Here is a 25960-nt window from a genome sequence, read left to right on the forward strand (position 1 = left end):
TAGAAAGATGAGGCTGTTTGGCGAGGTATAGTTTAGATTGAAAGCGTGTAGTTTCTATGATATTATGAGGAAAGGTCTAAGGGGTGTTATGTGGTTGACAAAATTATAGGTGACAATAATGAAAAAAAAGGAAAAAAATGGGTAGTGAAAAAAAACAAATTTGACAGAATATCACAATGGATGGGGTTTATTGGTTGTATATTAAGTATAATTATTGCAGCTTTTAATCTTTATTCTAAAATTAAACCATTACAGCATAATGTGAGCATTGCTGTTCCAAAAGTAGATATTAACGAGGATAATATTCAATTTGCTTTAGTTTGCGATAACAAGGGTGATTATGATGAAATAGTAACAGATGTAAGTTTATATTTTGTTGAGAATTACCAAAGTAATAATATGAATAATGCACACATTGCTCAATCGAATGAATTAATTTTATTACCCAAAAAAGGTACTGTTAAAAATATACTTGTAGGCAAACTCGATCTAAACCGCATACCTTTTAATATTTTACTGGTCAATGATAAAACATATACTATTGTGCTGAATATTAGTTTAGTAAAAAATGATAATGAAATAGTGACAAATGAGTTGCCTATTGGAATGATTAAAATATTGAAAAATAGTAATAATGATTTTGTCTCGGGAGATATTCAATTTATTACACAATATAAAAAAGTTGATTTTAGTAAATCAAAACCAGTTCTAACAATTACTAGTTTCCCTAGAACTATAGAATATGATACTTTTGAATTAAGCATAGTTAAGTAATCGACGAGCGATCTAACACCTGCTTCAACGCTGGCAAGCGGGATAAGTCCGTTTGCCAGCTTAACTGCCTGTTACCCGGATACCCCTCTGGAATGCTTGGAGAATAAAAAATGGTTTTTAATGGTTTTTTACTAATATCATTTTACTTTTTCGTATTCATTCTTCCTGGAATCGGAATAATTTTTGGTATTATAGAACTTAAAAATAAAATCTCAAATAAGAACGCTGTTTCTAAAAAGAAAAATAATAGATTTGGTATTTATGGTATTGTTTCAATTTTTTTTATAATTTTTCTTCTTTTTTTTCCTATCCATACAGTTCTTTCTTTAAAATATTCAAAACCGGAATCTTTATTAAACTATTTTGAAAAGAACTTTGATTATTTTGAAAAGTACAGTTTTGGTTATAGAAAGCAAGTCAAACTTACTAAGGGAGTAGTAATACGTGACTTTATGCTACTTGAGGTATTCTAATAATAGAAACGTAGCTTTGAAAAAATGGAAAGAATATGACTTTACTTATTTCAAATCAGATTATAGAACTGGAACAGACAAATGAATAAATTAACACAAAATAAAGTTAGTATTATTAGCATTTATTTCTTTATTTTCTTATTCTTATTTGTATTATCATTATGTATTTACAAAATATCTGATGGATCAATTACATACATCGAAATGTTACAAGAGGACTATTTAATAATTTTACTTGGTGTTCCATTATTTATTCTTTCAAAGCATAGTTTACTTGATAATTTTATGAGTATTATTATCATTTTAGGTACAATAATTCCAATCGGGTTTTCAGTTAAGAAAAAGAAGTTACTGCCATTTATTATCATTAATATATTATCAGTAGCGTTATGGTTCTTTATCGGAATGATTGCGTTTGGCATTAGAAAAGGAGAAGGATAAAACTTCTAACACTTACTTCAATACTGATATTTCAGACAAGCCGCAAATGCAGATTAAACGAATGTTGAACGGCACCTTTAATGCAGGAGAAAAAATGAAATCAACTGAAGTATATAAAATTATAAATCTAATAATTAAGGAAGATTTTAAAGCATTAGGATATAAAAAAACTAAAGGTGGAATGCTTGGGTTTTATAAGCAAATAAATAAATTCTATGTAATATTTTGGTTTCAATGTTCTCAAAGTGCTTTTAATTTTTATACAGGATCAAAATTTACCATCGAATTTCAGCTAAGTGAGACAGATGGAATAGGCTCTGAGGCTATTGAGAGGCATAGAATAAGTCATTATTTAACACAAGAAGAATTAAAATACATTACAAAAAAAGAAAATGAAATAAGAAAAAATATGAAAAAGCCCCCTTCAAATTATTCATTGCTAAATATGTCTGATGATATTAAAAAATGGTTTATGAAAAATTACGAACCCATAAGAGATGTATATAATAATGATACAGATATTTGGCTTAGATATATTGAAGAAAAGAATATAAAAGAATGGGCTGAATATTTTAAAAATATAATCAAAAGAATAGTAGGTGTCTTGGAGCAAAAAGCAATGAGTCAGGAACGCCCATTAATAGTAATTGGTTGATAGTAACATAAAAAAACAATCCCCTTACTGCTTAATGGAATAGAACCCGTCCTCTTCTGCAACAAAACCTTCGCGGATGAGACCTTCGAGCGCTTTATCGAAGAGGAGCTTTTCCGTCTGAGTATTGCCGTACAGCTCTGCATATTCTTGGTTATTGTGCGCCGTAAGAGTTCTGATTACTGCGCCGCGCGCTTGCCGTACCGAACCTTCAAACTTGGACTGTTTGGTATAATGCCTACTTTTTCTGTTCGGATTAACGGTCTTCTTTTTTAATTCCGCCCCGTAATCCATCAGCGCGTAATACCAAAGCCGCGGGTTTTCTTTATACAATGAAGCTTCGATATGTGGAAATAGTTCTTTATCGCTGATATCGGTTCTGTCTTTAAAAAAGAAAAAGATAAACACCGCGCGGATATTTGTTTCGATAAATGCGTTGGCTTTATTGTAGGCGAATGTAGAAATCGCGGCAGCCGTGTAGGGGCCGATACCTGAAAGTGTTTGAAGCGTTTCAGGAGCATCGGGAACAACTCCGCCGTATTCGCTTACAATGGTTTGAGCGCACTGATGTAAAAAACGCGCGCGGCGGTTATATCCCAAGCCTACCCACTGCTCAAGCACCTGCACGAGGGAGGCTGCCGCAAGGTCTTGCACCGTGGGGAACACTTCCAACCAGCGGTTGTATTTTTCCACCACTCGCTCGGTCTGCGTTTGCTGCAGCATAAATTCGGACACAAGGATGGAGTACGGATCGTTCGTTGTGCGCCACGGAAAAGACCGCCCGTGTACAGCATAGTAATCTAAAATCGCTTTTTGAAAATCGGTGTAATCGGGGGTGTGTACGGATTCAAAAGTATTCATAGGTTTTCTATTGTATGGATAATGTGCATAAACTTACGGCTATAGAATTGATATCCATTCATCTTGCACACTAATGTTCAGTTTATGATATGCTTTTGTTATGCATCTGCTTTCGGAACAATGAGCGAACGCCGTAAAAGTTCGTCTATGATAAGCCCTACAATGAGATCGGGAGTGTACCGTTCCGTATCGATCAGCATATCGGCAAAGGCATAATCGGTATTGTCGATATTATACAGCTCTTTGTACCGGCGGGTGTCGTCGCTGTCCCGCATCGCGGTAAACTCTTTGATATGCTCAAGGCTCCCCCCCTCCCGTTGAAAGATACGTTCCGCGCGTACTTCTTCAGAGGCATAAAGGTACACTTTTAAATCCGCCTCTTTCAGCATCCAAATCGCAAGGCGGGAACCGAGTACACACGATGATTTCAGCGCCTGTTCAACTTGGCGGTTATCGACAATACGGTCAAAACTGAAATCGGTCTTTGCTTGTTCAATGACTTGCTTTAACGGCATATCCAATTCTTTTGCGAGACTTCTAAAGGTGTAATTGATGCACGGAATACCCAACGTATCGGCCAGCAAGGTAGAGACCGTTGTGTTGCCGCAGCCGGAAGCGCCTGAGATCGCAATGCGCAGCTCTTTTTTTGCAGGAATAGCATAGTCGTTTTTCATCAGTGTATCCCTCATTCGATATTATGAGCCTGCTCGCGGATATTTTCCAGAGCATCCTTAGCGGAGATTACCGCTTGTCCGATTTCCGTCAGCTGATTTTTGGAGCCGATGGTGTTAATCTCCCGATTGATTTCCTGACATAAAAAATCAATTCTTCGACCGGGAGCTTCGTTTTCCGTAATTTCTTTTTCTAAAGCGGCAATATGCGCTTTTGCCCGTATAATTTCTTCATTGATTGTATACTTAACAAGCAACGCCGCGACTTCCTGCATAACACGCTGCGGATCCGGTTCACGCTCCATCAATTCGGAAAATTTCTTTTTCAACATCGTAGAAAAAAGTTCTTCCATCCTTGCAGCGTGCCGCTCAATCTCCGCAACCGAGTTGGAAAGTACGGCAAGCATTTTCCGTATGTCTGCGGATAATGCCTTACCTTCTTCAATCCTGCACGTGTTGAATTTTTCAGTCAACTCATCGAGGAGAGGAATAAGAGCGTGTTGCCAAAGCTCCTTATCAAAATTTTTATCGATTTGCAGCACTCCCTCTTGCCGTAAAATCAGGTCGAGCGTGATTTGATTTTCCATTCCGAGCGCATGAGCGATATCGGCGATGGATTTATAGTACGCTTGTGCAAGGGTAATATTGGGTAGAATGGGCTGCTCATTGTGTAATTTTTTTAAGCGGAGATAAAAATCGACTTTACCTCGTATAATACGCTTGGAAAAATACTTACGCAAAAACGGTTCGAGCTGAGTCATCGTAGACGGAATATTGATGTTGAGATCCAAAAATCGAGAGTTATAGCTTTTCAGTTCGCAGGAAATGTCGGTACCGTTCACAATGCCGTCAAGGTAGGCATAGCTTGTCATGCTCTTCATACGCGCGCCTTTTCGAGTAAGTCGTTATAAACGGCGCGGCCGAGTTTCCAATTATCGCCTGCTCCAACGGTGATAAATAAGTCGCCTGAACGCAGTTCATGTTCTACAAAGTCCTTTGCGTCCATAATCTCTTCAAAGTAATAAACCCGTTTGCGCCGCTTTTTCATTTGGTCGAACAAAGTTTTGCCGTTTATCGATCCGTTGTATTTTTCCCGTGCCGAAGCATATATCTTATGCAGGATAACCGTATCGGCGTAGGAAAAGGCGTCGGCAAATTCGGGAAGCAGCGCTGCGGTACGCGAATAGGTATGCGACATAAAATCCGCGATAATCCGACGTTTAGGATAAAAGTCATGTATACCTTTGAGCGTTTTATAAATTGCGGTCGGATGGTGTCCGTAATCGTCCATGAAGAGGATGCCGTTGACTTCGCCCAAAATTTCACTGCGCCGTTTTGCCCCCTTAAACGAAGCGAGGCTGTTTCTGATCGTGGTGAGATCGGCGGCGGTAACCTCTTTTCGCTCCTGCTTGATAAGTCCGATTACCAGCGCGATAGCGGCGGCGGCATTGAGGACGCTGTGCTCTCCCGGAATACCAATGCGGAATTCTCCGCCGAAGCCGCGCAGAGAAAAAACCGACTGCCCGTTTTGGATGCCGAGGGTTTTAATCCCGTAATCGCCGTGTGCCGTTTTTCCATAAGGCGTTAAGACAAGATCGGGACGGGAAGAAAATGTCAATTTTGCCGCCTCCCGCGCTCCCGCATCATCGGAGCAATAGATCAGTTCGTTGAACTGGGGCAGGCGGTCGATATACTGTAAAAAGGCGGTTAATATGTCTTCGTATTTAGGATAGTAGTCCTGATGATCGCTTTCGATGCTGGTAAGCACGATTTTTTGAGGATGAAAAATTAAAAAGTTGCGTTTATATTCGCACGTTTCAGCCACAAAATACTTTGAACCGTTGATAACCGTACACCCGCCGCCGAAGTTGGACACGGCGCTTCCCGCCAATACGGAGGCGCTTAAATGTAAGTCCTTTAAAAGAGTACCTGCGATACCGGTAGTCGTTGTTTTGCCGTGTACGCCTGCAATACCTGCCGAATAGCTGTGCTCGGAAAAAGCGCCGAGTGCTTCGGGATAGCTCATGCGCGGGAGATTTTGCTCCGCAGCGGCATGCAGCTCCGGATTTTTGTCGGGCGTATACGCCGTTGAATATATGATAAGCTGAGTTGAAGCGGGAATATTTGAAGGGTCAAACGGACTGCTGACCGGTATGTGCAGCTTGCGCAGCAGCGCATCGGTATAAAATTCATCGCTGACATCGCTGCCGGTCAGCTTTGCCCCCCGCGAAACGAGCAGTTCCGCCAAGGCTGCCATACCGGTTCCTTTAATACCGATCATGTGTATATGATAGCCGGAAAGGTTTTCAGGTAAACGTGTTACAATCATAGATGGACACATAATAATGAAAAAGCCTGTTTTAAACAAGGAGAAATTTTAGCAAGGCTTTAACAAGGGCTTGACATCGAATACCGTCTTGTGTACTATAAAAAAGCCTTTGGGACTATAGCTCAGCTGGATAGAGCGTCAGATTCCGGATCTGAAGGCCGGCGGTTCGAATCCGCCTAGTCTCATTCTTTTAATAATATTAAACTTCTTGTTGTTTCCCGTATTTCATGCCTGCCTTGTTAGGTCTATTTTAACCGGTCTGTTGACCATTATATTTTTTGAAGGAAATAAAATGATAGCCGGACAAAGAAATAGTGACCTGACGGAAGGAATTATCTGGAAATTACTGATTATATTTACCGTACCGATTTTGGTGGGGAATTTTTTTCAGCATTTATATACAACAGCCGATGCGGTGATTATCGGACGTTTTACCGGTAAAGAAGGTCTTGCAGCAATCGATTCCGTTTTCAGCTTGTTAAAATTACCGGTTAATCTGTTCAGCGGATTATCGGCAGGCTCCTCAATTTTAATTTCACAGCTATACGGGGCAAAAAAATACGGCGAGCTGTCAAAAACAATACACACGGCGCTGATGCTTACGCTCATTACCGGAGCGCTTTTATCGGTTACCGGAGTGTTATTATCTCCCGCGCTGCTGGTAATGATGGACGTTCCCGCCGATATTTTTGATGCAACATTGCTCTATGTCCGGATATACTTCGGCGATATGCTGATCTCGCTTTTTTATAATATTGCTGCAGGAATTTTACGGGCAATGGGAAATGCACAAACGCCGTTTTATGCGTTGGTGGTTTCAAGCGGAATAAATGTTATACTCGACATTGTATTTATCGGTGTGTTCAAGTGGGGGATCGGCGGGGCAGCTTTCGCAACCGTGCTTGCACAATTATGCAGCGCAGTAATTCTTTTCGTTACTCTTTCAAAAAAAAGCAGCTTATGCCCGCTGCATATTTCACAGCTGAAATTGTATGGCTCTGCGGCTGCGGCTATTGCAAAACTGGGTATCCCGATAGGATTGCAATCAATACTTTTCCCGATAGCTAATATGATCATTCAAGCGCGGATAAACGGTACCGGTACGGAACATATTGCTGCATGGGCGTTATGCGGGAAATTGGATTTTCTGATTTGGATTTCGATTGAAGCAATGACAACCGCTGTTTCTACGTTTGTCGCACAAAACTACGGGGCGAAAAAATACGATAGGGTAAATACCGGGATCCGTACCGGGTTATTGATAGGGGTAACGGTCATCGGGATATTAAGTGCAATCCTGTATTTTTGGTGTGTGCCGTTGGGAAAGCTCTTTATCGGCGCCGAAGATTACGGTGTTCTTACCACTATGGAGCGGCTGATGCACTTGATTGCGCCCTTTTATACGGTATTCGTATTTTCGGAGACTTTGTCTGCAGCAATGTACGGAATCGGCGAAACATTTAAACCGATGATTATTACGCTACTTGGAATCTGTGTTTTTCGAATACTGTGGATATGGTGTGTCGTACCGCTGTATCCTTCGATTGAAGTAATCGTGTGGGCGTTTCCTGCATCTTGGAGTTTAACTACTGTCGCATTTATTGTTGCATATCTGCGATTGCGGAGAAATATATGAAAATTATTTTTATTACCGGTGTGTCCGGAACGATGGGATCCGAAGCATTAAAACAGATTGCTCAAACGGGAGCATTCCGTTGTCGTGTTCTATTACGACCTAAAAAGGCGAATATAAAGCTGGCAAAAAAGCTTCAGAAAAACGAAAACATTGAAGTGTTGTTCGGTGATATACAAAACTGCGAAGACTGTCTTGTCGGCGTAAAAGATGCAGACTATGTGCTTCACTGCGCAGCGATTATTCCTCCGGCAGCCGACCACAATCATGATGCTGCATTCCGTACGAATTGGCTTGGAACTCAAAACCTGCTGAATGCTGTGGTAGAAAGCAGGCAAATCGAAAAGACAAAATTCGTTTACATAGGCACCGTTGCGGAATACGGCAACAGAACATTCAAACATCCGTGGGGACGAGTCGGCGATCCGCTTTTGCCGAGTGCATTTGATATGTATGCGGCAAGCAAAGTAAAGGCCGAGCGTGCGGTTATTGAATCGCCTTTATGCTGGGTATCGCTTCGGCAAAGCGGTATCTTATATGATGAAGTGCTATTCCATAATATGAATGATGGGTTGATGTTTCATACGTGCTGGAATACGCCGATAGAATGGGCAACTGCGCGTACCTCCGGGCTGCTTTTGAAAAATCTGGTCGAAAAAGATACCAACGGAACACTCAAGCCGGATTTTTGGAGAAAGGTATACAATATTGGCAATGGAAAAGATGCCCGTGTTACCGGTTTTGAAACACTTGACCGCGGTTTTAAAATGATGGGGCGGAGTGCCGAGGAAATTTTCCGCCCCGAATGGAATGCAAGCCGCAATTTCCATTGTATGTGGTTTGCTGATTCTCATATATTAAACAGCTATCTTGATTTTCAACATGAAGGGTTTGAAGCGTTTTTTTCAAAGCTTGAAAAAAAATTGTGGTATTTTAAATTGGGAAAACCGTTCCCGCGTCTTGTTCAGCGTTTTTCGATTATGCCGCTGCTGAAAACAAATAATGCTCCGGTCTTTTGGGTTACGCACAATCTGAAAAAAAGAGTTGATGCCTTTTTCGGATCGCTGGATGCATATAATGCAATCCCTCGCAGCTGGGAAAAATTTCCGTTATTGTGCAAAAATCAAAACCCTGAAACCGGTGCTGAGTTAGATTACGCGGCATTAAAAGACGAAGCATTGCTTGCGGCAAACAATATGCTTTTAAATCACGGCTATGATGAAACAAAGAAGCCGGATGAACTTGATATTGAAGATATGCAGCAGGCAGCAGCTTTCAGGGGCGGCAAGTGCAACAGTACAACGATGACCCGCGGCGATATGTACCGTCCGCTGCAATGGCAGTGCCATAATGGTCATCATTTTTCGGCGACTCCGTATTTGGTGCTTAAAACAGGCCATTGGTGTCCCGAATGCTGCAGTGTGCCGCCGTGGAATTTCGGAGAGCTTGCAAAACACATTCCGTTTTATGCGCAAGTATGGTACGACGACCACACGAGTGATGAAACGGAATCGTATTCGGCAGAGGATGCCCGCGATATATTCGCCTACGAAGCAGGTTCCTCTAATATACAAAGGGGATGATACGCTTCGGTTTATAGCGGGCAAATTCGTCGGGAAAGTCTTGCGCATATTTTTTATACAAGGCATGAGACCGCGGTACTAAGTTACAAGCCGTCCAAAATAAAAACAGGAAACCGGCGGATGACCATGTTAAAACGGCGAAGCCGAGCCATTCCACCAATTCACCGAAGTAGTTTGCGCTGGTAACGTAGCGGTACATTCCCTTACACGGATAGTAGTGCTTGCTGTCTCCATTTAATCTCAGCGAACGAATATAGGAATCGGATTGTATATTGATAAACATACCGGCACAAAATAAAATTGCGCCGAGGATAAAACGGGGATCGGCAAACCAGCGCACGCTATACATCTCCGCAGGAGAAAAATAAAAAATCCATAAACCGATTAAAAACGCATTGACCATATTAAAGAGCATCCCCATTGATACTATGCTAAGCGGCATTTTACTGTTTCCCTTGAGTAGCATCGGGAAAATCAGCGTGCGCTGAATGTAGTGTGCAAGGAAAAAAGACACAAGTACTATCCGCACCGGTTTATGTGCATAGTCGAGTATTGATAGTAAAGAAATCATAACGATAAGGGTGGGACACTCCATCAGCATCCATGCAGCTTTATTGTTAAAACTGAAGCCCCATTTTTTATTGATCAGCTTCCCGTACCCTGCCGGGATAAAATACAAGGCAATAAAACACATCAACCCTAACGCAAGCATTGTAATTTCAACAGTACAATATACAGAATATAACATTGCCACAGTATCATCGCTTTTCTTCTTTTAATCAACTATCTTTTGATGCGGAGTGTTGGGGGATGCAACTTTCCGCACGAATCAAGCGCCGGTATGAAGGGTTGACAGGCTGCATAAATACTCGTAGCTTACTTAAAAAGGCTGAATGAGATTATGGATCCTACGATACGATTGCTTCCCGCCGATGCGGTGTACACTGTGTATGAGCGGCTGCGGCAAGAGAACCCTGATCCGCGGAGCGAGCTGCATTGGAAAAATGTCTATACGCTGCTTGTTGCCGTGGTGCTTTCGGCACAGGCAACCGATGTCGGGGTAAATAAAGCGACTGCGCCTCTTTTGGAAAAAGTCGACACGCCGGAACAAATGGTTGCGCTCGGTGAAGAAGGACTGAAGGGTTATATCAATTCCATCAACTTATACCCGACAAAGGCAAAGCGGATTATCGCGCTTAGTAAAATTTTGATAGACCAATATCATTCTGAGGTACCGCATGATCGAGCCGCATTGGAAAGTCTTCCGGGTGTCGGCCGGAAAACAGCGAATGTTGTGTTGAACGTAGGGTTCGGTGAACCCGCAATAGCGGTCGACACACACATCCTACGAACGGCGCCCCGTATCGGACTGTCTAACGGGACAACTCCGCTGGAAGTAGAACAAGATTTGATGCGCATAACACCCGAAGAATTTTTGCTGGACGCTCATCATTGGATACTGTTGCACGGCAGATATGTCTGTAAAGCGCGAAATCCTGATTGTGCCGGATGTAATCTTAATGATATATGCTTAAAAAACGGGGTAGGGGAGTAGAACCGTAACAAAAGGCGGCAGGAAGATTGGCTATCTGCTTCGCATTTCCGGCCTTGCTTACAATAGAGCCGTCCCCAGCCGCTGTTTTATTTTTTCATTGGTAGGGCGGACATCGTAATACGCCGCTTTAAAGGTGATTGTGCGGGCTGTAGTATCCCACAGTGCGAAATATGCAGGGAAATGCGTTTTATCGGCAAGCTCCGCCGCTCTATTTTCCGCTGCATCGAATACACGCGGAAAGCCTACGCTGCCAGGATTGACGATGCAGCAATCCTTATCGAGCGTAATCGTTTGTTCCGGTTCAGGATATAATGCGCCGTAGTCTTCTCGATCGGTGTAGTAGAAGGCAGCTTGATGGGTATGTCCGCAAAAGCAGAGTTTAAAGTTTTCGGCATATAAGTATTGAAGCGATATTGCCGTTTCTTGCCCTCCCTGCAGGTATTCGGTAAGAGGCTCCAACGGAGACCCATGTACAAGCAGCGTCTTTTCGGATAAAAATTAGAGAGGGTGCAGCCCTGCCAAAAAGAATCGGCTTTTCCACGAGATAAGCTGTGCAGTCTTTTTTAGCGATCGGTGTGCGTTTTCACCGAACCAGCTGCTCGGGAGTCGCTTTAATAATCCCGCTTCGTGATTACCCGCCAGAAGAATACATGGACGGATGTGTCTTTTCAATTCTTTTATTTGCTGTATGCACGCTTCGGGATCGGGACCGTAGCCGACCATATCGCCAAGCGAGATAAAGCCGCCATACTGCCCTTCGACGGAATCCAGCACAGCGTTGAGTGCTTCCATGTTTGCATGGATATCGGCCGTTACCAGTATCTTCATAATGAGAGGAATATATCATACCGTATGCCGGAAAAACTTACAACAAGACTTTTCAACAACCTCCGGGATAGCTTTCAATCGGATTGGAAACTGCTCTCCGAGACCGAACATTTTCTTGCTTCTACCCCCTTGCAGCGAAATTATGAACAGCAGTTTGCCCTATGGCGTAAACAGCTGCAAATAGAAAAAAATGATGCGGTACGTGCATCGATACGGGGAGAAATCATTGCATTGAGAAAAGCGCTGCGTCTGGAAGGATATGATTTATCGCTCGGTTCAATTCAACTTATTGTAGAAGATTTTGTCAACGATGATGCGGCTGCCCGCGGTTTCCAACGGGTTGTGATCTGCTTTTGCGATGCGGGGGTGTTTTGGTTATCGGGAGAAGCCAATCATCTTGAACTTGCCGGTGATCTACAGACCGAGTTGGAACGTAAACGGCTGTATGTTCATCCTGAGATGCATTATCTTTGGTTTCTATGGAAACGAAATGCTTTATTACTCAGCGGTTCCGCAACTGAAACAAAAGAAGCTTTCGAGCGGCTGCAAAAACGAGCTCAAGCAAACCCACAAAAGATATTGCGCTATCTTAAAGCGTTATAGCCGCCTGCTAGCTCCATGACGTCCGCCTCAGAAATCTTTCAAGCGGTTGCTTTCCTTTTAATAAATAGTTATTTTATAAACCATTAGGAGATATGATATGGACATGGATTTATACATAACAAAGCATCGGGTCATGCAAGATTACCTTCGCCAGCTAACCAACCTTGTAAACGGTACTATAGACAAGGCAAATGCTCCATTAATTGCAGAGCTTATTAATAAAACAACGGGTGTATTGAATATGCACCTTGCCTCCGAGGATCATTTTGTTTATCCAAAATTATTGGAGAGCAGCGATGAGAAAATTCGATCAATTACCCGATCATATATGAATGAAATGACCGGCATAGCGGATTCGTATCTCGCCTTTCATAAAAAATTCAACACGCCGTCAAAAATACTTGCGGATATCGATGAATTTAAGCGGACTTTCAAAAAAGTTCGGGATGCATTATTGATGCGTATGGATCGCGAAGAAAAAGAACTGTATACGTTTACTGTTTAAAAGTTTCCCGAAAAGGCAATGCGCGGACTTGCAATTTCCTTTTTTTGCTCCTATATTATTTCTATGCTGAGTTTCAGAACCGTATTACCGCAGTATAAAAACTCTCCCCCAAAAGCGCAAACCACAGCTTTTAAAAATAGCCTTTTGAAAATAGGCGGAGTAGATGCTAGGAGCCTAGTCGAAATAAAGCGGAGACGTATCGGGTATACGTTGAGCATTTATTTCGGCGTAGCGACAACGCAGATACCCGCATATTTTCAAAAGGTAGTTGACTTTACACACATAGCTTCGTCGGCATAATCACTCAGCAACTCAGGCGTAAAGTCTGTCTGCGCTCTGATAAACGGGCAGCCTTTTCATTCAGACAACAACATCATTATTTCTCATCAATTTTTGCAGACGGCACAAGCGGTGTTAGTGTTTTTAAATTTACACACAGACGCTACTTTGCTGCCTTGGGCATATTTTGTGCGTTAGATATGCAAAAACGTCTTCATTATAAACATATTATCAACACAGTTTTTTATTGTCGAAGCCGTCCTGCAGTATGGTTTGATTCAGGGTAAACGGAGCCGTAATTGGTAATTTGTAATGGATGAAAGCCATAAGCGAAGCCTTTGGTGCTTTGAGGCAAAATAATGATAATAGAGGAGAAATACGTATGAATACTAAAAAGGAAAAGAGCGGAAAGCTCTTAGGTTTAGCAGCGGCAGTGCTGCTTACAGCAGTGTTAGTGTTTACCGGCTGTCCCAATGCCGCGGGTGGTAACAGCGGAGGCAGTATCACACCGCCTGCATCTGCCGGTAGTTATAATGCAGCGACCGGTAAGGGTGTAGTAGGCGGCGTAGAGTTTACGATGAAAGGGATTGCAGCGGTAACAAACGGAAACCTTGGGCACATCGATGAGAGTGATAACGGAGTGCATACGGTAAGCCTTACTGCCTACCGGATAGGCGAAACGGAAGTAACGCAGGAGCTGTGGCAGGCTGTGATGAGCAATAATCCGAGTTATTATGACGGCACTTCCGGTAAAGAACCTGTATCCGGCGAAACGCAAGAAAAGCGACCGGTGGAAAGCGTGGACTGGTATGAGTGTATAGCGTTCTGCAATGAGCTTACCAAGAAGGTAGCGGGGTTAGGAGAGAGTGAATGTCTGTACTATAGTGATGCAGGTTATACGAACGTGTATACAAAAGAAGATGCAGGTGCAAAAAAAGAGGTGTATTTGTATACAGACATGAATAAAAAAGGGTTCCGGTTACCGACGGAAGCGGAATGGGAATGGGCAGCTATGGGCGGAAAAGACTATAAATGGTCTGGAACAAATGTCGAAAGCGAACTTAAAGACTATGCGTGGTACAGGGCTAATAGTAATAATCAAACGCATGAAGTAAGGAAGCAGACTGCGAACGGATACGGCTTATACGACATGAGCGGGAACGTATGGGAATGGTGCTGGGACTGGTATAGCAACACTACGCCTGCGGGCGGGCATGACCCGACTGGCCCTGCTGCTCCCGGTGCTGACCGCGTCGATCGCGGCGGCAGCTGGGACGGCTATGCAGGCGACGCCGCTCGTGCGTATCGGGGCATCAGCAATCCCGGCAGCCGCCGCAGCATTCGTGGCTTGCGGCTGGTCTCGCGTCCCTAGAGCTCACACATTTTGCCGGAGAGGTAGAGCAGCTGCGGGCTGTTGAGCAGTGTACGTCCGTGTACACTGCTCAACGATAAGTTTTTCTATCGAAAAACTTACTACTGTTTGGAACCGCCGCCGTCCGTGGCGGTATGTGGCGAATCCGAACAGGCAAAATGTGTAGAGGTGCACGTGTTTTGCTGTAGAGCGTGTGCATATCCGCCAAGGAGGGGGGGGGATATTAAACAGGATTTGATGAAGAAAAACGAACGATAAGAGACTGGAAGGTAGAGAAGTTTTAGTTCAATATAAATCTCGCACCATCCGCCACGGACGGCGGTACTGAAACGAGTTAGTGTGAAAGTCACCACTGTTTAGCTTTTATTTTCAGAACTATGCTTTGGAACCAAGGTGGGTTCTTAGGGCTGGATTGCAACGCTAGCTAGCAATCCAACTAAGTCGCCGTTTTTCTTTAGATGGGGTCATAGGGGAAGACTTTTCTTTTTATCGAAAAAAAAGAAAAGTCTTCCCCTAACTCCTTGACTTTCTTTTGAAATTATGGAATACTCGTTCAGTCTTGCTAAGACGGTTATGTAACGGGCCATTAGCTCAGCTGGTAGAGCAACAGACTCTTAATCTGTGGGTCGCAGGTTCGAAGCCTGCATGGCTCAGATGAATAGGAAGGTAAGTAGCCTAAAGGCTAGGACTTGACATTCCTAAGAATCATCGGTATATTGTTTCGACTCACTTTGTGAGCGAGAGTGGTGGAATTGGCAGACACGCCAGACTTAGGATCTGGTGCCTCGGCGTGAGGGTTCAAGTCCCTCCTCTCGCAGGATTCCACACTGTACATACCGAGCGATATATTTTGCGGGAATAGCTCAGTGGTAGAGCGCCACCTTGCCAAGGTGGATGTCGCGGGTTCAATCCCCGTTTCCCGCTCTTGCAGAAGCGATTCGGTACATCCGAATCGCTTTTTTTTTAACCGGATAGTGCCGGTGAAGAATAAAGTTCTCTTGCGAGAAACCCTTTTAGAATCATAAGGACATGCCAATGAATTTTACGAAAGAATTTACCCCTATCGAAAAGTCTCGGATGAAACTTTCGATTACCGTTAAACAGGATGAGGTGCAAAACCGATATGCGCTTTTAACGAAAAAATATGCGAAACAGCTCCAGATACCGGGCTTTCGTAAAGGCAAAGTACCGGTAAAAATCCTTGAACAGAAATTCGGTGATACGCTACGTGCCGAAACGTATGACGAAGTAATTCAGAATGTATTGGAAGAAGTGTTTGAAGCTGCGGATAAATATTCACGGCCGTTGCCGTATTCGCAGCCTGAACTTGATGGCACACCCGATTTCAAACTCGACTCCGACTTGGTGTTTACCGTTCTGTATGATGTACTTCCTAAAGTAGAAATCTCCAAGGTAGAAGGTTTTACAGTGTCCGTGCCTGAGGTAGCCGTTACCGATGCCGATATCGAAAAAGAATTGGAGCTGATACGGGAACGTAATGCACTTGTTATCGATTGTGGCGATAACGACACCGTGCAAAAAGATAATATCGTAACCATTAATTACGTGCAGCTTGATGATGCCGATGCGGAAATCGAAAGTTCAAAACGCAACGATTTTGTATTTACCGTCGGCAAGGGGCAGTTCCATTACGGCGTAGACGATGAGCTTATCGGTATGAAGAAAGGCGAAGAAAAGGTTATCACCAAGACATACCCTACCGGATATGCCGACAAAGAGCTTGCAGGGAAGACAATCAAGTTAAAGGTTACCGTTACCGCGTTGAAGCGCAAAGACTTGCCTGCTATCGACGATGATCTTGCGCAGGATGTAAGCGAAAAATACAAGACGCTTGCCGACTTAAAAGCCGACATATCGAAAAACCTTACACGTCAGGTAGAAGATGTTTTGGAGCGGAAAAAGACCGACAACCTGCTTAAACAGATGGCGGAAGCTAATCCCATTGAACTGCCTGAATCTATGATTAAGGCGGAACTTGAAGGCCGATGGGCTATGCTGGCACAGCGGTTAGGTATGTCGCCCGACAACTTGGAAAAACTGACGGGCGGTGTAAACGGTAAGTTTTCTAAGGAATCTGCGATGGCTGAATGGCGAGCAGAGGCGGAGCTGCGGCTTAAGACCCGCGTCATTGTCGAAAAATTGATGGAAGAACGGGAAATCGCTGCCTCACCGGAAGATGTTGAAGCGGAATATGCTTCGATAGCCGAACGTACAGGAGCTTCAACGGCGGATGTTAAAAAGCATTATGAGGGTAGTCCCCGCGAAAAAGAATATTTAATCGATGATATTAAAGAGAAAAAACTCTACGCACAGCTTTTTGAGAAATCAACGGTAAAACCGGGCGAAAAGCTGACGGTGGAACAATTACTTGGAGAGGGAGCTGCCGATGTCGGAACAGATGCATAGCCTTGTTCCCTATGTTATTGAGCAGACAGGAAACGGGGAACGCAGCTACGATATTTTTTCGCGCCTGTTAAAAGACCGTATTATCTTTGTCGACGGTGAGATAACCGATGCAACCGCCGATTTGGTTGTTGCACAATTGCTTTTTCTGGAGTCCCAGAATCCCGACAAAGATATCAGTCTTTATATCAACAGCCCCGGAGGTTCGGTAACGGCGGGACTTGCCGTTTACGATACGATGCAGCATATTCATCCTCATGTGCAGACCATCTGTCTCGGACAGGCTGCAAGTATGGCTGCCGTACTTTTGGCAGGTGGAAGCAAAGGGAAACGCTTTGCACTACCTTCCTCTCGCGTGATGATCCACCAACCGTGGGGCGGCGCACAGGGGCAAGCCAGTGATATTACCATACAGGCACGGGAAATACTCCGGTTAAAAAAACTGATTATTCAATACTGTGCCCATCATACCGGGAAAACGGAAAAGACAGTTGCCGAGGATATGGAGCGGGATTTTTTTATGTCTGCGCAGGAGGCTTGCGAATACGGCATTGTCGATATGGTCATGGATAGGAGAAAAAATGCCTAAATTAAGAAGTGATCCTTCTTTGGTTTGCTCTTTCTGCGGAAAGCGTGAGGATGCAGGCCGTAAAATTGTCCCCGTTCCGGGAGTTGCCATCTGCGATCATTGTATCCAGCTTTGCAAAGAATATTTGGCCGCCTATAAGATGGCAATGCCTTTACAGCTTTCGGGGGATATTCCGACGCCGATGGAATTAAAGGCCTATCTTGATGAATATGTCATCGGGCAAGAGAAAGCCAAGCGAGTTTTATCTGTTGCCGTTTATAATCATTATAAGCGAATTATGCATCCTCCTATAGATCGGAATGCTGTTGTTATTGAAAAATCCAATGTTTTACTGATAGGCTCGACCGGTTCGGGAAAAACGCTGCTGGCGCGGACGCTTGCACAAAAGATGAAGGTGCCCTTCGCTATCGCAGACGCGACTACTTTAACCGAGGCCGGTTATGTCGGAGAAGATGTCGAAAATATCCTTTTAAAGCTTATCCAGAATGCTGATGGCGATATTGCCCGTGCAGAACGAGGTATTATCTTTATTGATGAAATTGATAAGATTGCGCGGAAAAGTGAAAACGTGTCGATTACCCGTGATGTTTCAGGCGAAGGCGTCCAGCAGGCTCTGCTAAAAATTGTCGAGGGAACCGTTGCTTCGGTGCCTCCGCAAGGTGGCCGTAAGCACCCTAATCAGGATATGCTGAAGATTGATACATCCAATATTCTGTTTATCTGCGGTGGCGCTTTTGTCGGGCTTGATGCAATTATTCAGACGCGAGTTGCAGAGAATCCTATGGGCTTTGGTGCGGATGTACGGTCTGCAAAAGAAAAAAATTTGCAGGAATTATATGACAAGCTCATTCCCGACGATTTGGTAAAGTTCGGTATTATTCCCGAATTGATCGGACGGCTTCCCATCAGTGTCTCGCTTAACGATTTAAAACTTGCAGATTTGCGCCGTATTCTTGTTGAACCTAAGAACGCGATTATCAAACAGTTCCAAGAATCGTTTAAGCTTGATAATGTTAAACTGACTTTTGATGATGCCGCACTTGACGCTATTTCGCAACAAGCGCTGGATCAAAATACCGGTGCACGAGGTCTCCGTTCTATCGTAGAAAAACTGATGCTTGATGCAATGTTTGAAGCGCCTTCAATGAAAGGCCAAAAATCCTTGCATATCACAAAGAAGGTTATTGAAGAAACGGAAAAGCCTGAGTTAAAGCTGATCTCGGAAAAAACGGCATAGTTTGCCGAATTGTATTTTGTTTGGTTTATTTTTTAAATAACATCAAATGCCATAAAAAGAGCCGGTGCATTAAACGGACAGAAGCTAAAACTTCAACCGTTAGCGTCGGCTCTTTTTATATTCGCGTCGCTTTAATTAAAAAAATGAGTTGCGGTTTAGTTGCGATATTGTACACAGATGAGTGCGCCCAGTACCATCAGGTGAGCAGAGAGCTGCTGCAGGTAGGTTAGTAAACCGTGCACACCATGTATGCCGCTGTTAAATGTTCCGATAAAATCAATCAAAATAATATTGATGATCCATAAAACGATAAAAATAATTAAGATTACATTTAAAATTTGAGGGGAGAGTGTAAATAGCCCCATCAGCAGGAAAAAACCGGCGATAAGTTCACATACGGCAATCGCGATGATGATGATTGTGCTTATTGTTGAACTTTTTACCAGCTGTGTAAGAAAGGTAACTACCGGATTTAAATTACCGGCAGTGGATTGCATAAGTCCTGTTACGCCGCTAACCAGTAAGAAAAAAACAAGTGCAATTTGTAAGATGGTGATCCCCATACTTCGTCTCATAAAAACCTCCGAGTATCTTTTGTAAGAGACATCCTAAAACTTCTATTTTTAAAGATGTCCTGTATAATATCGGCGGATAGCCGCTATATTTTTACGGTATTGGTGATTGAAAATGCTGGAAATTGTTTGCTCAATTCGGATTCTAAATAATTTATGAATTATTTCTCCCCCTTGTCTGAATACTGCTTGCCGTTTATACTTCCCGCAATCAAATCTAAGAAAAACCTCTAAAGTCTGAGGTTTTTAGAGGTTCACATGTGTAATAACCGCTATGCAAAATCAATTCTTCAATGTCTTTTTTCTATAGAGCCGATAGAAGTGCACGGGGCAGATGTTACGGTGCATTCGCTTTCGTATGATTCGCGTGAAGTACAAACGGGAGCTGCTTTTTTTGCCTTGCCCGGGGTGCATACCGATGGTTCAAAGTTTATCGATGCGGCTATTGCGAAGGGTGCCGTTGCGGTTATTCATGAAAAAACGCTTCCATTATATCAAGAGCATATTTGTTACGTTCAAGTGCCGGATGTTCGCGCTGCAATGGCCGCTGCGGCTGCCGTTTTTTTTGACGAACCTTCCAAAGACTTGGTAACGATCGGAGTAACCGGTACGGAAGGAAAAACGAGTACCGTCGATTTTATCTGGCAGCTGCTGCGGCTTGCCGGAAAAAAGGCAGGGTTTTCTTCGACCGTATCTTTTTCGTTTGGAGATGAGTCGGTCGCCAATCCGGCGCATCAGACTACCCCCGAATCGATTACGGTGCAGGAACGGCTTGCCCGTATGCGGGATAACGGCTGCGAATACGCCGTTGTGGAAGCATCTTCTCACGGGCTTTCTCCCCGAACGGCGCGGCTATTGCATGTGCATTTCGATGCAGGCATATTTATGAATGTGACGCAAGAACATTTGGAATTTCACGGTACCTTTGAACAATACCGCTACGATAAAGCGAATTTATTTCGGTCATTAGATACCCATGACCATAAGAAAAAAAACGGAATGGTTGCGGCCTTCGGTATCGTCAATCTTGAAGATCCGTCTGCCGCCTATTTTGCACAGGCAACAAATCAGCCCGTATTCGGATTTTCCGTGCGAAAAAATATCGATGGCGCTGCTGCGGCTGTTCCGTTCTCAAACTTTGCAGGCGGCTTATCGGCTGATAACATTCATGAAGGGGAGAACAGTTTAACCTTTACCATTCACGCATCGTTGAACGGTGTGCAAAAAACGTATGAGGCCGCCGCTTCGGTAACCGGCTTTTTTAATGTGTACAATATTCTTGCTTCTCTTATTGCCATTCATAATTTAACGGGACTGTCGTTTGATATGCTTGTGCCGTTGCTGAATCGGCTTGTACCGGTAAGGGGGAGAATGTGCCGTGTTGAAGCGGGACAGCGCTTTGAGGTGCTTATCGATTATGCGCATACGCCGTCATCATTCCAAGCGATTATGCCGTCTGTTCGTGACCGTATTAAAGCGAAAGGCGGCCGCGTGATTGCCGTATTCGGTTCGGGCGGAGAGCGCGATACCGTTAAGCGGCCGGAGCAGGGAAGAATTGCCGGAGAATACTGCGATACGATCATCCTCACCGATGAAGACCCCCGCGGCGAAGACCCTGTCGAGCTTTTGGAGATGATTGCCGCCGGCTGTCCTAACAAGAAGCGCGGCGAAGAACTGTTTATCATTCCCGACCGGTCGGCTGCCGTCCGTAAAGCATTTTCCCTTGCGCAACCGAATGATGCGGTATTGTTGCTTGGAAAGGGGCACGAAAATTCGATTATCGGGAAAAACGGCACCGTACCCTATGACGAGTATACCGAAGCGCACAATGCCCTGCGGGAATTGCAGGATTTTTAATGTGTAGGATTTACTGCAAATACTTGGCGTTTAAATTCCGAAGGTGTAAGTCCGTACCGCTTTTTAAAAGCACGGCGGAACGTTTGTGTATTTGCATAGCCGCAGTGTTCGGCCAAAGCACTAAGAGATTCTTTCGTGTTCTCCGCAATCAGCGCTTGAGCTTTTTCGAGCCGTTTATCTTCCAAATATTGAGCAAAACTTTTTTGCATTCTGGTACGAAAGAAATAGTATAGAAAATTCTCCGTCATACCGAAATCTTGAGCCATTTGAGAAAGATTTAAAAGCGGATTTGCATAAGATTGTTCTATATATTCGGCAATATGATTCATGAGGGTTATATCTTTTCCTTGACATACATCTGCCGGCACCGCATGTTTGTTGTCGTTTATTCGTGCGGAGGGTTGAGATTCCGAAAATGAGCAGGGAGAGGTCTGCAAAGAACTTTTTCGCGGTACGCGGAGCAATAATACGGCTGTATATCCGATATAAGATAAGAGACAAATCATAAACACGGCGGATACGGCAAAACGTCCGGTTACTATGTGCTGAACAAATGTAAATTGCGGAATGCTTACGAAAAGGACAGTATCGGTGCCCCGTATCGGTTGTGCAAAGAGAAAATAAGATTTGCCGCGTATACGCTGTTGTGTAATGATTATCGGCTCGTTTCTTTCGTCTGCGTTTTGTATCGATTTTGGCAAGGTCGATAGTATTGTTTGTATTTCAGATTGTACGGGTTCAGTTCCTTTTGTTGCCTCGTCCGGACGAATAAGCAATGGCCTACCTTTGCTGTCGATAAGCCAAAAGACGGCTTTGGTAAAAGCTGGAAGAGCGGAAAAAAGCCCTTCAAAATAGCTTGTTTTTAAAAGTATTATGAGCTTTCCTGCATTTGCTGCCGTGTTTTGCAAAGGAAAGGTCTGTTCAAATACAAGAAGCTTCCTCTGCATTCCTTTAGAAACCACCGAGGATTCGGGCAGCCATGCATTGACATACACAGGTCGTAGATAGTATTCCCGCCATTGTCTGCTGTTTAAATCTTGGAATGTAAAAAGAGTTGTATACATGGTATCTATATCAAAAAAAGCATTGTCCGCTTCCACTAAATAGTCGCTTTTTTTAGAATAAAGATACAGCGAATCGATTGCCGGATGCACCGATTTGACATAGGATAGCTGACGTTGTGCATTGATAAGTATTTGTATATCGGCAGAACCTTGTGCAATCGTATTCTGCATTACAAAGGCTTGTACATCGGTATTGATCATCAGCATATAAGAGAACCGCTGTATTTCACTCATTGTTAAATGAAGGGCATCGGCCGTTTTAATCAAAGTGTTTTTACAGGTATCCATTTGTTTTTTTATTGCACGGCGGAAAAACCGGTATTCAGTGACAGCTATCACGACACAGGCAACACAGCATAGTGCAAATAAAGAACGGGAAGCGGAAATTTTCTGTATGTTTCGGCGTAGCGATCGAATCGGCACAATAAAAAAAAAGTATACCATGTTTAGAGTAAAAATGCAAAAATTTAGATTAGTTTAGGCAAGGTAAACGCATCAGGCCGTTTTTTTAACAACCCAGCGGAAAAGTTGAGACTATTCGACCAGAGTTGAACCTCTTCGCGGTTCAAATGGTCTCACAGTCTCAACTTTTCCGCGATTTTTATCTACTCTACCTGATGCATTTACCTGTCTGTTGGAAAAAATGTACGAAATTTTAAGTAAAATTTCGTACAGAAGGAGGATAACCTCTGAAAATATTTTATAATGCGGTTGCCCTGTTAGGTTAGGATGCTCCTAAAAAACTGAAGCTATAGGGCATCGCTAAAAACGAGGTTTCCGGTTTTCACCCAATATAAAGAAATGCCAAGAACCGTAGGGCTTCCCATTAACGATAACATCTTGCGTATGCTGCATACTGATAATATGTATGTCCTGCAAAAGCGCCGGAATGGTTTCCGCATCGGTAAAAAAGTGGGGAATACCGTTTTCCGGCCCATCTTCAACTTTAATGACGGTATTTTCATCAACGACGGGAAATCCTGCCTCCTTATAGCTCCACGCATTTTTTGAGCAGAGCGTAAGATACACTTCGCCGCCGTTTTTTACGACCCGTCTTATTTCAGAAAGTATTTTTTTAATACCGGCAGTATCCGTATGAGAAATCACATGGTACGCAAGGAGACAATCGAACGCATCATCCTGATACGGCAGCGCGCTCATATCGCCGCATTGAGCGGTAATCGGTAAATTTTGTTCCACAGCGGTTGCACGCAGCCCCTCAACAGCACTCTCCGATAAATCGATTGAATGAACGGTAAAACCTTTTCTTGCAAAAAACAGCGAATGCCGCCCCAATCCGCAACCGAGATCAAGAAAATGCGAATACCCCTTTTGCTTCCATCGCTCCGCCAAATAATACGCAATTTCCGCTGGCCGGTACCATATATCCGTTTCTATTTTCTCCCAATCCCATGCTTTATGTTCTACCATATATATACCACCTTGCAGCTTTTGCCTTTCCAGCGCTTTTTCAAATAGCCTGTTGAACAGCGTACATCCCTGTACGCTGTTCAACGACGAGATTTGTGCATAACACAAATCTCGCTACTGGTTATCACCCCGGACATCCCCGCCCACGAATGTACATCCGTGTACATTCGTGGGCTACGAGTTCGCATTGCGAACTCGTTTCTGCGTTACACCCCGTCCATCCTTGGACGTTCTGAAGATACAAGGCGCGAGCAAAAAACACCCGCAGGCACGCCCAAAAATAAACATCCTTGTTCATTTTTGGGCTACAAGTTTGCAGGAGCAAACTTGCTTCTGCTTGGAACCAGCGGCATCCGTGCCGCTTCTGCCTTTCCAGCGCTTTTGCAAATAGGCGGAGCAGATACGAGGCGTGAACAAAAATTAACCGCAGGCGTGCTTTTTGCACGTTGAGGATTAATTTTTGTGTAACAACGAAGTAGATGCCCGCATATTTGCAAAAGATAAAAGGCTTATTTGTACTGTCGGTTATAAGCCCCCTGCATATTCTCAAGAACTGCAGACAGCTGGAGCTTATCCAAATTCTTTAGATAGTTATCCCATTCCGTATCGCTGTTGATATCCATGGTACCGACCATGAATTTAACGGCGCTCTGGCGGATATAGTTGGCAAGCTCTTGCTTCACTGTAGAGAATTTTTCAATTTCTTCTGCAGTGTACTTTAACGGCGGCACTTCTTTGTTGACATCTGCATAGGGCTTATATAGATTATGAGTTTCATCGTAGAGAACTTTCTCAAGGTTTTTCGGTGCATAGTAGTCGCCGCTGAGGTCAACAGCCTGTCCGAGTCGGAAGGATGAGATTTCGGCAATGGTCTGTCCTTGAATAAAGGTTACGTTCTGCGGGTCTTTGTCGTTCCACGGTTTCAGCTGTTTCCAGATTGCTTTTTGACCGTCTAAGCCGACATCTCCTTCGGCTGCCCATGCCCATGCATCACCTTCATTACCGTATTTCTGCTTAAGCGTACCTTCGGTGCTGTACATGTAATCAAAGTAGCGGAGGATTGCCTCGGCATGGGGTGTTTTTGACGAAAGAACGAGGGCGCCGGTTCCCGGTACGGACAAGAAGTTTACGGCTTCGCGTACTCCGTGCAGTCCCTGTAACGGTGCAATAGCTTGGAAGTGCAGGAAACGCTCTCCGCTTAATGATGAGAATTGGCCTCTCCAGCCGCCGGCGACAAAGCCGACTACCGGCTGTGCGGAACTTTCAACTAACTGTGTCAGCTGACTTGAATCCTGTGTAAAGGAACCGTTATAAATCAGGCCTTCTTTATAGAGCTTATTGATAAATTGTAAGGCTTCACGATATGCGGGTTTATTTACCGCAGTATCGATTTTTTTATCGTTTAACAAATACCCGACATTACCTTCCGCCCCCGCAGAAATATTGGTATCAAGATCACAGTAGATAAACGAGTTGATGATAAATCGTTCAACCTGATCATTCCAGCCGATAATGGAACCGGCAAGCGGTATTTCATCTTTTTTACCGTTACCGTTGGGATCGTTATCGCGGATGGCAACGAGCGTGTCATAGAACTCATCGATGGTTTCCGGTACTTTCAAACCGAGTTTATCGAGGAATGGCTTGTACACAAACATCTTCGCGGCATTCGTACAATGATAGCAGACTTCCAGACGAGGCAGCGAGTAGATATTGCCGTCGGTCATGGTCATAAAGCCCATTGCTCCCGGAAAATCTTCTAAAGCCTTAGTTAAATTGGGCAACGTACCGTCAGAATAGTATTTATTAAGCGGCATAAATAATTTTTCTTCGGTACCGTAGGTTGTTTCTTCTTTAAAACCGATCCCCATACCTAAGAAAGCGTCAGGCAAATCGCCGCCTGCAAGGGTGAGCGGTAATTTCTCCGCCGCTGCTTGCTCCGGCACCATAATCCAATTTACTTTAACGCCGGTTTTCTCTTCCATAAATTTAGAAAATTCATTTGTGTTAAAATCTTCAACACAAGGCGGCTGAGCTACCATGATATTCACGGTAATAGGCTCGGTAACGATGGGGTACGTTCCTTTAGGCGTGTACTTCCCTTTTTCCGCAGTTTCCGATGCTTTGCATCCGCTGATGATAACGCATGCAATAAGCGCCGTAGCGCACACAATACCGGTGATCCTTTTCATATTCCCTCCTATCTAGTTAGATATCTAATATCGAT

26 protein-coding genes and 4 tRNA genes are annotated in these 25960 nt (G+C 43.8%); 19 read left to right on the forward strand and 11 right to left on the reverse strand.

Annotation, left to right across the window (positions count from 1 at the left end; all coding sequences use genetic code 11):
• Positions 1-90: 90 nt before the first annotated feature.
• The 4 genes from GWP43_RS02245 to GWP43_RS02260 all read left to right on the forward strand — a co-directional run bounded on the left by GWP43_RS02245 (position 91) and on the right by GWP43_RS02260 (position 2343).
• Complete coding sequence (locus GWP43_RS02245) at positions 91-774, forward strand: hypothetical protein (protein ID WP_162662372.1); 684 nt, start codon at positions 91-93, stop codon at positions 772-774.
• A gap of 110 nt (positions 775-884) precedes the next feature.
• The gene (locus GWP43_RS02250) at positions 885-1247 is read left to right on the forward strand and encodes a hypothetical protein (RefSeq protein WP_230977935.1); all 363 of its coding nucleotides are present in this window, start codon (positions 885-887) and stop codon (positions 1245-1247) included.
• A gap of 81 nt (positions 1248-1328) precedes the next feature.
• Positions 1329-1688: a hypothetical protein gene (locus GWP43_RS02255; RefSeq protein ID WP_162662374.1), complete on the forward strand. Its 360-nt coding sequence runs from the start codon at positions 1329-1331 to the stop codon at positions 1686-1688.
• Positions 1663-2343, forward strand: a complete 681-nt coding sequence (locus GWP43_RS02260; RefSeq protein ID WP_162662376.1) for a hypothetical protein — start codon at positions 1663-1665, stop codon at positions 2341-2343. The genes GWP43_RS02255 and GWP43_RS02260 overlap by 26 nt, the downstream gene beginning before the upstream one ends.
• 24 nt (positions 2344-2367) lie before the next feature.
• Here the strand turns inward: GWP43_RS02260 and GWP43_RS02265 are convergent, their stop codons facing one another.
• The 4 genes from GWP43_RS02265 to murC form a co-directional block, all read right to left on the reverse strand.
• Positions 2368-3201 carry an HhH-GPD family protein gene (locus tag GWP43_RS02265; RefSeq protein ID WP_162662378.1) on the reverse strand — a complete coding sequence of 278 codons (834 nt, stop codon included), beginning with the start codon at positions 3199-3201 and terminating at the stop codon, positions 2368-2370.
• A 98-nt stretch (positions 3202-3299) separates the two neighbouring features.
• On the reverse strand, positions 3300-3875 hold the full coding sequence (cmk, locus tag GWP43_RS02270; RefSeq protein ID WP_162664716.1) for a (d)CMP kinase: 576 nt from the start codon (positions 3873-3875) through the stop codon (positions 3300-3302).
• Between the two features lie 11 nt (positions 3876-3886).
• Entirely contained in the window at positions 3887-4753 is an 867-nt protein-coding gene (locus tag GWP43_RS02275; RefSeq protein WP_162662380.1) for a YicC/YloC family endoribonuclease, read from the reverse strand.
• Positions 4750-6201 carry a UDP-N-acetylmuramate--L-alanine ligase gene (murC, locus tag GWP43_RS02280; RefSeq protein ID WP_162662382.1) on the reverse strand — a complete coding sequence of 484 codons (1452 nt, stop codon included), beginning with the start codon at positions 6199-6201 and terminating at the stop codon, positions 4750-4752. The genes GWP43_RS02275 and murC overlap by 4 nt, the downstream gene beginning before the upstream one ends.
• A 111-nt stretch (positions 6202-6312) precedes the next feature.
• Between murC and GWP43_RS02285 the strand changes: the two genes are divergently transcribed.
• From GWP43_RS02285 to GWP43_RS02295, 3 genes are all read left to right on the forward strand, one after another.
• Positions 6313-6386 (forward strand) — tRNA-Arg (locus tag GWP43_RS02285).
• Between the two features lie 107 nt (positions 6387-6493).
• A complete protein-coding gene (locus GWP43_RS02290; protein ID WP_162662384.1) occupies positions 6494-7837 on the forward strand; it encodes an MATE family efflux transporter in 1344 nt (447 codons plus the stop codon).
• Positions 7834-9417, forward strand: coding sequence for an NAD-dependent epimerase/dehydratase family protein (locus GWP43_RS02295; RefSeq protein WP_162662386.1), 1584 nt, complete (start codon positions 7834-7836; stop codon positions 9415-9417). The genes GWP43_RS02290 and GWP43_RS02295 overlap by 4 nt, the downstream gene beginning before the upstream one ends.
• Here the strand turns inward: GWP43_RS02295 and GWP43_RS02300 are convergent.
• A complete protein-coding gene (locus tag GWP43_RS02300; RefSeq protein WP_162662387.1) occupies positions 9398-10165 on the reverse strand; it encodes a DUF1295 domain-containing protein in 768 nt (255 codons plus the stop codon). The two genes, GWP43_RS02295 and GWP43_RS02300, sit on opposite strands and share 20 nt — an antisense overlap.
• Before the next feature lie 153 nt (positions 10166-10318).
• On the opposite strand from GWP43_RS02300, the gene nth reads away from it, so the two are divergent.
• Complete coding sequence (nth, locus tag GWP43_RS02305; protein ID WP_162662389.1) at positions 10319-10972, forward strand: endonuclease III; 654 nt, start codon at positions 10319-10321, stop codon at positions 10970-10972.
• A 57-nt stretch (positions 10973-11029) separates the two neighbouring features.
• On the opposite strand, the gene GWP43_RS15350 is transcribed toward nth, so the two are convergent.
• Positions 11030-11431 (reverse strand): hypothetical protein, encoded by a 402-nt coding sequence (locus GWP43_RS15350; RefSeq protein ID WP_330997090.1) that lies wholly within the window; start codon positions 11429-11431, stop codon positions 11030-11032.
• A gap of 39 nt (positions 11432-11470) precedes the next feature.
• Positions 11471-11800: a metallophosphoesterase family protein gene (locus GWP43_RS15355; protein WP_330997091.1), complete on the reverse strand. Its 330-nt coding sequence runs from the start codon at positions 11798-11800 to the stop codon at positions 11471-11473.
• 24 nt (positions 11801-11824) lie between these two features.
• Between GWP43_RS15355 and GWP43_RS02315 the strand changes: the two genes are divergently transcribed.
• From GWP43_RS02315 to clpX, 9 genes are all read left to right on the forward strand, one after another.
• Entirely contained in the window at positions 11825-12403 is a 579-nt protein-coding gene (locus tag GWP43_RS02315; protein ID WP_162662391.1) for a hypothetical protein, read from the forward strand.
• Between the two features lie 97 nt (positions 12404-12500).
• Positions 12501-12908 (forward strand): hemerythrin domain-containing protein, encoded by a 408-nt coding sequence (locus GWP43_RS02320; protein WP_162662393.1) that lies wholly within the window; start codon positions 12501-12503, stop codon positions 12906-12908.
• Between the two features lie 661 nt (positions 12909-13569).
• Positions 13570-14559, forward strand: coding sequence for a formylglycine-generating enzyme family protein (locus GWP43_RS02325; protein ID WP_162662395.1), 990 nt, complete (start codon positions 13570-13572; stop codon positions 14557-14559).
• A 580-nt stretch (positions 14560-15139) separates the two neighbouring features.
• Positions 15140-15212: transfer RNA gene (locus GWP43_RS02330), tRNA-Lys, on the forward strand.
• A gap of 84 nt (positions 15213-15296) precedes the next feature.
• A tRNA-Leu gene (locus tag GWP43_RS02335) sits at positions 15297-15376 on the forward strand.
• A gap of 35 nt (positions 15377-15411) precedes the next feature.
• Positions 15412-15483: transfer RNA gene (locus GWP43_RS02340), tRNA-Gly, on the forward strand.
• Between the two features lie 111 nt (positions 15484-15594).
• Complete coding sequence (tig, locus tag GWP43_RS02345) at positions 15595-16986, forward strand: trigger factor (RefSeq protein ID WP_162662397.1); 1392 nt, start codon at positions 15595-15597, stop codon at positions 16984-16986.
• Positions 16967-17572 carry an ATP-dependent Clp endopeptidase proteolytic subunit ClpP gene (gene clpP, locus GWP43_RS02350; RefSeq protein ID WP_016523077.1) on the forward strand — a complete coding sequence of 202 codons (606 nt, stop codon included), beginning with the start codon at positions 16967-16969 and terminating at the stop codon, positions 17570-17572. Before tig ends, clpP begins: the two co-directional genes overlap by 20 nt.
• On the forward strand, positions 17565-18809 hold the full coding sequence (gene clpX, locus GWP43_RS02355; protein WP_162662399.1) for an ATP-dependent Clp protease ATP-binding subunit ClpX: 1245 nt from the start codon (positions 17565-17567) through the stop codon (positions 18807-18809). Before clpP ends, clpX begins: the two co-directional genes overlap by 8 nt.
• A 155-nt stretch (positions 18810-18964) precedes the next feature.
• Here the strand turns inward: clpX and GWP43_RS02360 are convergent, their stop codons facing one another.
• Positions 18965-19384 carry a hypothetical protein gene (locus GWP43_RS02360; RefSeq protein WP_162662401.1) on the reverse strand — a complete coding sequence of 140 codons (420 nt, stop codon included), beginning with the start codon at positions 19382-19384 and terminating at the stop codon, positions 18965-18967.
• 255 nt (positions 19385-19639) lie between these two features.
• Between GWP43_RS02360 and GWP43_RS02365 the strand changes: the two genes are divergently transcribed.
• Entirely contained in the window at positions 19640-21238 is a 1599-nt protein-coding gene (locus GWP43_RS02365) for a UDP-N-acetylmuramoyl-L-alanyl-D-glutamate--2,6-diaminopimelate ligase (RefSeq protein WP_162662403.1), read from the forward strand.
• Here the strand turns inward: GWP43_RS02365 and GWP43_RS02370 are convergent.
• Positions 21235-22590: a helix-turn-helix domain-containing protein gene (locus GWP43_RS02370; protein WP_162662404.1), complete on the reverse strand. Its 1356-nt coding sequence runs from the start codon at positions 22588-22590 to the stop codon at positions 21235-21237. The genes GWP43_RS02365 and GWP43_RS02370 overlap by 4 nt on opposite strands.
• Positions 22591-23064: 474 nt before the next feature.
• Positions 23065-23733, reverse strand: coding sequence for a class I SAM-dependent methyltransferase (locus tag GWP43_RS02375; RefSeq protein ID WP_162662406.1), 669 nt, complete (start codon positions 23731-23733; stop codon positions 23065-23067).
• Between the two features lie 327 nt (positions 23734-24060).
• On the opposite strand from GWP43_RS02375, the gene GWP43_RS15180 reads away from it, so the two are divergent.
• The gene (locus tag GWP43_RS15180; protein ID WP_269138867.1) at positions 24061-24183 is read left to right on the forward strand and encodes a hypothetical protein; all 123 of its coding nucleotides are present in this window, start codon (positions 24061-24063) and stop codon (positions 24181-24183) included.
• A 59-nt stretch (positions 24184-24242) separates the two neighbouring features.
• On the opposite strand, the gene GWP43_RS02380 is transcribed toward GWP43_RS15180, so the two are convergent.
• Positions 24243-25925, reverse strand: a complete 1683-nt coding sequence (locus GWP43_RS02380) for an ABC transporter substrate-binding protein (protein ID WP_162662408.1) — start codon at positions 25923-25925, stop codon at positions 24243-24245.
• Positions 25926-25960 lie beyond the last annotated feature (35 nt).

It is taken from the genome of Treponema vincentii, assembly GCF_010365865.1.
Taxonomy (GTDB): Bacteria; Spirochaetota; Spirochaetia; order Treponematales; family Treponemataceae; genus Treponema.